Raw genomic sequence first — 8107 nt, forward strand, 5'->3', positions numbered from 1 at the left:
AACCTTAGCTTCTATAAAAAACTATCAAAAATTCGCTTTTTGAAGAAAAGTTATGCCTCTAAATTTCTTTTTGTTGCTTTTGTTGGAATTCACCTTCCGTTGATCATGATGTTGTTTTTTATTCTTTATGGGAATTTCACAGTGTCAGCGAATACTATTTTTATCTTTTCATTGGTTGTTACAATCGTTGCCTCAGGAATTACGTTGTTTCTTTTAAAGCGCTTGATAAAACCAATAGGTTTGGCTTCGAGTGCATTAGAAGAATACAGGAAGGATAGAACGTTCTTTTTTTTACCTGCTAAATATTATGATCAAGCCGGTTTGTTGATGCGCAATATTAACGAAACGATTCAGGATAATGAAAAGTTCATTCAGGAGAAACAGGATTTAATCTATTTGCTTTCTCATGATCTTAAAAATTTTGCAGGAAATCCACAGTCTTTAGCAATGCTTATTTTAGAGGAGAATCCATCAGAATCCATTAAAGAATTAGCTGAGTTAATATATCAATCGGGTAATCAGCAGTTTCAGTATATAGAAAATATAATAAAATTATTGAAGGAACAAGATGAGGTTTTGAAAGGTCCCGTAGAAAACAAAACAATACGTTTTTATAGTGTGGTAGCTTATGTAGAGAGTCAAGTAGCTCGTTTATTAAAGATAAAACGAATCAAGTTGAACACATTTATAGAAGTTGACAAATTGAAGCTAAAAATTGATCAGGAATTATTAATTCGTGTTTTAGTTAATTTAATTGATAATGCTATAAAATTCTCTTTTCCTGATAGCGTTATTACTCTGAGAATCTATTTCGAGAAAGAAAAGTTATATGTCGCCGTTATGGACCATGGTATCGGTTTTGAACAAAGCAAAAGTGAGGAGTTATTCAAGAAATTCACGATGATGAGCCAGCTTGGAACTTCAAATGAAGCATCAACGGGAATAGGACTGTATTTGTGTCGCAAAATTATAGAAAAAAACCAAGGACGACTTGAGGCTTCAAGTCGAGGCAAAAATAAAGGTGCAATTTTTACAATATCCTTTGATGGATAAGTTGTTGATTCTCTCAAAATTCTTTTAGAACTGCTTTCACCGCTATAAAAATAATTAAGGTGATTAAGTGATTCGCTTATTGTAAGGGCTAATCTGCTTCTAGTCAGTTTTGGTTTTTAATAACTTTTAAAATTTAGTTAAAATAATAGTTAAGTTAAAGTACTACATTTTTAAAGTCTTAAATTTGAGTAAATTAAAAAAATCAGAATTATGAAAAGAAACGCAACAGCAGTATGGAATGGTTCTCTTAAAGAAGGAGCTGGAAAATTGACAACACAAAGTAAAACATTAGAAAATACACAATATTCATTCAAATCCCGTTTTGAAGAAGGAGTAGGGACGAATCCTGAGGAATTAGTAGCTGCGGCTCATTCTGGTTGCTTTACAATGCAACTTTCTGCTTATATTACAGAAGAAGGTTTTGAAATTGAAAGTATTGAGACTAAATGCGATATTGATTTAGTGGATGGAGCAATTATTAGTTCTCATTTAACGGTAAGCGCTAAAATAAAAGGGATTTCTGACGATGCTTTTCAACAACACGTTACAAAAGCAGAGAAAAATTGCCCAATTTCTAAATTACTGAACGCTGCCATTTCTACAACTGCCACGTTGTTGTAAAATAGTAGTTTAAATTATAAGAAAAAAAGTCTCCATTTTACTAAATGGAGACTTTTTTATTGAAAAACCTTTTAGGAGATTGATTTGCTAAAGCAAACACTATCGTCTATATCTTTATATTGACCATAATTAGTGGTAATAGAATAACCGTTCTTTTTGTATAAGGCAATAGCTTCCGGATACTTTTTACCTGTTTCCAGAATACAACTGGAAAACGATAATTCTTTGGCCCAAGATTCTAATTCTGCCAATACGTTAGAGGCGATATTTTTGCCGCGACTCTCTGGGATGACAAATATTCTTTTTACTTCGGCAGTGCTGCCCTCATATACTTTAAAAGCACCACAGCCTAACGCTTTGTCATCTTCATAAGCAACTACTGCGTTTTTTATACTGTCGGTTTTATTGAATTGATCATAAAAACTATGGTCTTCGCCATCTCGAAGTTGAATGTCTTTATCAAGAAGCGCAATTAATTTAATAAAATCAGGATTATCTGGAGTTGTTCGTATAATTTGGATCATGAAATGTGGCTATTAGTCAAATAAATCAGAAGACAAATAACGATCGCCGCGGTCGCAGATTATAGCTACGATCACACCTGATTCTAGTTCTTCGGCTATTTTTACGGCTGCTGCCACAGAACCCCCGCTACTCATACCTGCAAAAACACCTTCTTCGAGTGCGAGACGCTTAGTCATTGCCCGTGCTTCAGTTTCGCTTACTTCCATAACACGGTCTACTTTTGAAGCATCAAATATTTTAGGCAAATATTCCTGAGGCCATTTTCGAATACCCGGAATTTGAGAACCATCGCTCGGTTGTGCACCAACTATCTGTACATTTGAATTTTGTTCTTTCAAATAGGTAGACGTTCCCATAATGGTACCTGTAGTCCCCATGGCAGCAACAAAATGAGTTACGGTACCATGTGTATCATTCCATATTTCTGGACCAGTCGTTTTATAGTGGGCTTTCCAGTTGTCGTCATTAGCAAACTGGTTTAACATGATATAACCGCCTTCAGCTACTTTTTTGTCAGCATAATCTCTAGAGCCTAGTATTCCTTCTTTGGCAGGAGTAAGGATTACTGTTGCGCCGTAAGCACGCATGGTTTGAGTACGTTCTTTAGTCGAATCTTCGGGTAATACGAGTTCGATATCTATATTTAGTAATTGGGCAATCATAGCTAATGCGATTCCCGTATTTCCACTAGTGGCTTCAATCAATTTATCTCCTTTTTTGATGTCGCCTCTTTCTAAAGCGGATACAATCATATTATAGGCAGCACGATCTTTTACAGAACCTCCAGGATTGTTTCCTTCGAGCTTCAACAATAATTTTACATTCTTATTTTTAATCAAATTGACGCTTTCTACCAAGGGGGTATTGCCAATCAGGTCTAATAGTTTTTTAGGGTCCATGCTATCTTAATTCTTTTATTTTTACTTCTGTAGTTGTAGTGTTTGTAACGAGTGAATTTTCTGGAATAGATTTAGTAACCCAAGAGTTTCCACCAATGATACTGTTTTTACCTATTAAGGTGTTTCCTCCTAATATGGTAGCGTTAGCATAAATACAAACGTTTTCCTCCACCGTAGGATGTCTTTTTGCATTTTTCATGTCTTTGCTGACACTCAGTGCCCCTAAGGTAACTCCTTGGTATATTTTTACATATTTTGCAATGACTGTTGTTTCTCCAATGACGATACCAGTGGCATGATCGATAAAAATGGGTGAGTCTATGCTGGCACCAGCATGAATATCCGTTCCAGTAATTCGATGCGCATATTCGCTCATCAATCTGGAAAATAGGAGTAGGTCTAGAAGATAGAGCTCGTGGCTCAGTCTATAAATCGCAACGGCATAGAATCCAGGATAGCCAAGGTATACTTCTTCGATGCTATTAGAGGCAGGGTCATTTTCTAGAAAAAAATTAGCATCTTGATTTATCTTTTCAAGAACTAAAGGCAATTTTTCCAAAAACTGATCCCATATGGAATCACAGATTCCTTTTGGTTTTTTACAGGCAATTATTGAAATTTCTTTGAAAAAAATTTCAAGTTCGTCAATGCTTTCGCTCAAATGAGCATTAGAATCGAATAAAGTATAGAATAATTTTTCAGTGAAATTTTCTATTTTTGTTTTGATTCCATAATTAATTGAGGAATGCTTCTTTAATGAGATTATATTTTTAATAATCAGATCTTTTGTCATGATTATGAGATTGAATGGTTAATAGAAAAGGCCTAAAGTACGACGTAATTAGTAACGGCAACAACAATTTCCTAAAGAAATTGATAGGCTAAAGTGAAAATGAAGGTGCTTGTTGCTCATTATTTTGTTTTTTTTATCTTAAAAAAATTAGACGAAACAAATATATTGAACTATTTTGAATTAAACTCTAATAACGACTCATAGTCTGAGTAGAAGAGTGCTGATTTAAGTTTTAATACGTGCAGGAGCTGTTATTTTTAAAATACTTAAATTATCCCAGTAAAAAAAAACAAAGATGTTAAGTATTTCTGCTTTTGGTTGTGATTTCTCAAATGTCGAATTCCCTTTAGAAGATTAAAAATCAGGGGAAATAATTCAAAATCCAATTTTATCATTAATACAAAATGACTTTCCACTTTTTACGAAGGTGCTATCTTTATTTGTTACAGCACTGAATCTATTTATGGAGAAATAGATTTCAAGCGATTTAGCTAATTTGCAAGCTCGTGTTATTATGATGAGGTAAAACCACCAAGAAGAAAAGACTGGGAAAGCCAGAGAAGGGATTAAATGATTAATCTAAAATTGGAACTTGAATTTAGAATGCTTCACGAAAAACTGAATCACTTAATCCGACACCCACAAGAAGAATTAATAGAAATTCAAAAGATACAAATCGAGATGAGGAATAATATTTTTAATAAGGTCAGTAAATAAAGGAGATGAATTGTTGGCATTCGAACTTATTTAAAAGTGTTTGTAAAAGTAACCAGCAATCATAAATAGAACATTAATAAGAGCCACGACTAGAATTAATTTTTGAGAAATAATTCCTTTGTAAATAAGATGAAAACCAAGAAGACCTAGAAATAAAAGCGAGGTAAATAGGGCAGGATACATTTGGAAAGAAGCGGTAAAATCTCCTTGTAAAAGTAATAAGAATGAACGTTGAAAACCGCAACCCAAACACTCCACTCCAAAGAGTGTTTTGCTTAGACAAGGAATCATATATTTTTCTAAATTCAAGGGTTTTATTTTTTTTACAATTTACAAATTTTCAGCAAACCATTTAATAAAAAAGAGGGTCAATTTTTAATTTATTACATTTGGAATCTGATAGGTAAAGAAATGAAAAAATTAATAATTCCAATGATGATTATTGCAATACTTGTTGCATTCTTTGAGCAGGTAAGTGCCGAAAAAAATGTTTGTATAACCGTAGTAGCAATTGCTGTGTTTATGTTTGGCATGATGCAACTGAGTGCTAAAACGCCAAGTAAAAATCAAGATAATCAAGATAAAGAAGATAAAGATGTTTAATAAAGGAGATAAAGTTTCAGTACTTGACGAAGCCATAAATGGAGTAGTCGTATCTGTGAAAGATAAAGAAGTTACGATCGAAACAGAGGACGGATTCATGATGACTTTTTTTGTCAATGAATTGCTTAACATGAACGAAACCAGTAATTTAATGGACTCTATTAGAAGAATTAATAGAGATGAAATCGAAAAGGAAAAAGCGATCCCAAAACCGAGAAGTTTTGTTAAAGAACGCAAAGATAAAAACGAAAGATCAGCGCCAGAATTCGATTTACACATTGAAAAACTAGTGCCTAACAAACATGGGATGTCAAATTATGACATTCTTACTTTGCAATCTGAAACTGCTAAACGTCACATCGAATTTGCTATTCGCAACCGTATTCCGAAAATTGTTTTTATTCATGGTGTTGGTGAAGGAGTGCTAAAAGCAGAGCTGGATTTTTTATTAGGTCGTTATGACAATATTGCTTTTCAGGAAGGTAATTATCAAAAATATGGACAGGGTGCCACCGAGGTTTTTATTAAGCAAAACAGCAAATAAAGCGCTACCGGTTTTAAATAAAAAAGTTCCGTTTGTAATGTACAAACGGAACTTTTTTATGGTTGTTTTTGAGGGTAAAACAGGTCAGTTAATTAGAGGTTAATAAGACTCCGTAAGTGAAACTATCACCCAATAAAAAACTATTAGTCCCTTTCTTTAAAGTTGCTTTTTTAATGATAATAGTATGTTTGTAATTTCCAGGTCCATTCGTTGTAGTAGTTACTTCTATGATACCACTTGTTCCTGTAACACCAGCTACACCATTCCATTCTTGACTTACACTAGGAGTAGTAGGAGTTGTTGTATTGCAAAAATAAGAGGAGGTTAGTAACCCTGAAAATAAACGGTAGGTAAGGATGTTTTTAGTCGTTCCAATAATTCCTGTGCGTGGAGTATTTAATGGTGTTACTTCGTTAACAATTAGACTTGGGTCTATATTAAGCATTAATGCTTCGCTAGTAGTGTAGTTGTAAACTAAATTAGAAGAGCTGCATTTTTCTACAGTTTCATCAAAAAGTAAAGGTAAAGTTGTTGCTGTAGTTACGTAATCTCCAAAAGCGAATGTTTCATAAACTTGGTTCCCGTTAGTGGTAACAAAAGTGATGTTTTTGAAAACGATGTTGTGATTATAGCCTGTAATTCGGGTGCTATTTGTCGTTGTGTTTACTGTTTTTACCGCCGTGGTGAAAATTTGTATTTTGCCAGCTGTTGCACTCCATTGTTCTGTTACGTAAGGAGTTGCGGCAGGAATTGTTTCGCAAATGTTATCTGTAGAGACTGTACCGTTATAAAGTCGGTAAACAACTCTATTTGTTGAGCTTATATCAATTATAGTTGGGGTATCTGTGGCTGAAGGTTCAGTTGTAAATGAGGTAGAAGGAATATCAAGAATCAGTGCTTCTTTATCATTTAATTTGTAAATAAGATTGTTATCAGTGCAACTTTGGGTTGTTACATCTTCAAAATCAATGTCTTCTTGAATTAAATTACCGTCATCGCAACCATTTAATAACAACACAAAAACCAATAGGCTCAAAACTCTTTTCATCGTAAAATATATTTTTACAAAAATAGCTAAAAAAATGACAATTGATATTGGAGAATACACAATTGATATTTCATAACTTTGCAGTAATGAAAAAAACATATCTCGATAACGCGTCAACGACAGCTATAAGACCTGAAGTCATTCAAGAAATGATGAAAGTAATGGCAGAAGATTTCGGAAATCCTTCTTCAACACACAGTTTTGGTAGGAATGCAAAAAGTATTTTAGAACTTTCTAGAAAATCAATTGCCAAGCAGTTGAATGCTGCTGCACAAGAAATTATTTTTACATCTTGTGGTACGGAAGCTAATAATTGGATCCTTCGATCTGCTGTAGCAGATTTGAAAGTAAGACGGATTATAACCAGTAAAATTGAGCATCATGCCGTTTTATATACGGTTCAGGCTTTGCAAAAAGAATTTGATATTCAAGTAGATTATGTCGCGGTCAAGCCAAATGGAGAAGTTGATATCACCAATTTGGTAGAATTGTTGTCACAAAATCAGAAGACTCTAGTGAGTCTAATGCATGTTAACAATGAAATAGGAACCGTTTTAGACCTAAGTAGAGTCGCGCCTATATGCAAGCAATACAATGCGCTGTTGCATTCTGATACAGTTCAATCCATTGGAAAGAAAGAAATTGACCTGCAGGAGTTACCTATTGATTTCTTGGTAGCTAGTGCTCATAAATTCCACGGACCAAAAGGAGTGGGATTTGCATTTGTGCGAAAAAATTCGGGTTTACAGCCTTTGTTTTATGGTGGCGAGCAAGAAAAGGGATTGCGTGCAGGGACAGAAGCAGTGCACCAAATTGCGGGTATGGCAAGAGCTTTGGAGGTTTCTTATACCAATTTAGAGACCGAAAGAACTCATATTTCCGAATTGAAGAAGTATTTAATTGAACGACTTGAAATAGATTTTCCTGGATTTATTGTCAATGGAAGTCAAGACGGTTTTTACAATATGCTGAATGTTTTATTGCCTTTTACTAAGGAAAAAACGGCTATGATATTATTTCACTTAGATATGAAAGGCATTGCAGTGTCTCGAGGAAGTGCTTGTCAGAGCGGAAGTATTAGAGCTTCTCATGTATTAGCTGAAATGCTTTCTGATGAAGACTTAAGAAAACCAAGTTTGCGCATTTCTTTTAGTCATTACAATTCTAAAGAAGATATAGATTTATTGATAGATGCTTTAAAAAGTATTTAAATGAAAAAATCCGCCAAGTAGACTGCCCCCAAAAAGTTAGACACTATTTGGGGGTATTTTTATGGAAAGAAAAGTCAAATATGATTATACATT

General features: G+C 34.0%; 10 protein-coding genes. 5 read left to right on the forward strand and 5 right to left on the reverse strand.

Going from position 1 to position 8107, the window contains the following annotated elements:
• Positions 1-39 precede the first annotated feature (39 nt).
• On the forward strand, positions 40-1053 hold the full coding sequence (locus QO200_RS16560) for a sensor histidine kinase (protein ID WP_371542323.1): 1014 nt from the start codon (positions 40-42) through the stop codon (positions 1051-1053).
• A 210-nt stretch (positions 1054-1263) separates the two neighbouring features.
• Complete coding sequence (locus tag QO200_RS16565) at positions 1264-1674, forward strand: OsmC family protein (protein WP_371542325.1); 411 nt, start codon at positions 1264-1266, stop codon at positions 1672-1674.
• 71 nt (positions 1675-1745) lie between these two features.
• Here the strand turns inward: QO200_RS16565 and QO200_RS16570 are convergent, their stop codons facing one another.
• The 4 genes from QO200_RS16570 to QO200_RS16585 all read right to left on the reverse strand — a co-directional run bounded on the left by QO200_RS16570 (position 1746) and on the right by QO200_RS16585 (position 4917).
• Complete coding sequence (locus QO200_RS16570; protein ID WP_371542326.1) at positions 1746-2198, reverse strand: GNAT family N-acetyltransferase; 453 nt, start codon at positions 2196-2198, stop codon at positions 1746-1748.
• 12 nt (positions 2199-2210) lie between these two features.
• Positions 2211-3098, reverse strand: coding sequence for a cysteine synthase CysM (gene cysM, locus QO200_RS16575; protein ID WP_371542329.1), 888 nt, complete (start codon positions 3096-3098; stop codon positions 2211-2213).
• A gap of 1 nt (position 3099) precedes the next feature.
• Positions 3100-3891, reverse strand: a complete 792-nt coding sequence (locus QO200_RS16580; protein WP_371542331.1) for a serine O-acetyltransferase — start codon at positions 3889-3891, stop codon at positions 3100-3102.
• Positions 3892-4638: 747 nt separating this feature from the next.
• Entirely contained in the window at positions 4639-4917 is a 279-nt protein-coding gene (locus QO200_RS16585) for a DUF2752 domain-containing protein (protein ID WP_371542334.1), read from the reverse strand.
• Positions 4918-5019: 102 nt separating this feature from the next.
• Between QO200_RS16585 and QO200_RS16590 the strand changes: the two genes are divergently transcribed.
• Positions 5020-5211, forward strand: a complete 192-nt coding sequence (locus QO200_RS16590; RefSeq protein WP_371542337.1) for a hypothetical protein — start codon at positions 5020-5022, stop codon at positions 5209-5211.
• A complete protein-coding gene (locus QO200_RS16595; protein WP_371542340.1) occupies positions 5204-5755 on the forward strand; it encodes a Smr/MutS family protein in 552 nt (183 codons plus the stop codon). The genes QO200_RS16590 and QO200_RS16595 overlap by 8 nt, the downstream gene beginning before the upstream one ends.
• Before the next feature lie 88 nt (positions 5756-5843).
• On the opposite strand, the gene QO200_RS16600 is transcribed toward QO200_RS16595, so the two are convergent.
• The gene (locus tag QO200_RS16600) at positions 5844-6803 is read right to left on the reverse strand and encodes a hypothetical protein (RefSeq protein WP_371542342.1); all 960 of its coding nucleotides are present in this window, start codon (positions 6801-6803) and stop codon (positions 5844-5846) included.
• Positions 6804-6889: 86 nt separating this feature from the next.
• Here QO200_RS16600 and QO200_RS16605 point away from each other — a divergent pair, with 86 nt between their 5' ends.
• Positions 6890-8014 carry a cysteine desulfurase family protein gene (locus QO200_RS16605; protein WP_371542345.1) on the forward strand — a complete coding sequence of 375 codons (1125 nt, stop codon included), beginning with the start codon at positions 6890-6892 and terminating at the stop codon, positions 8012-8014.
• Positions 8015-8107: the final 93 nt, after the last annotated feature.

This window comes from Flavobacterium sp. Arc3 (assembly GCF_041431375.1).
In the GTDB taxonomy this organism is placed as follows: Bacteria; Bacteroidota; Bacteroidia; order Flavobacteriales; family Flavobacteriaceae; genus Flavobacterium.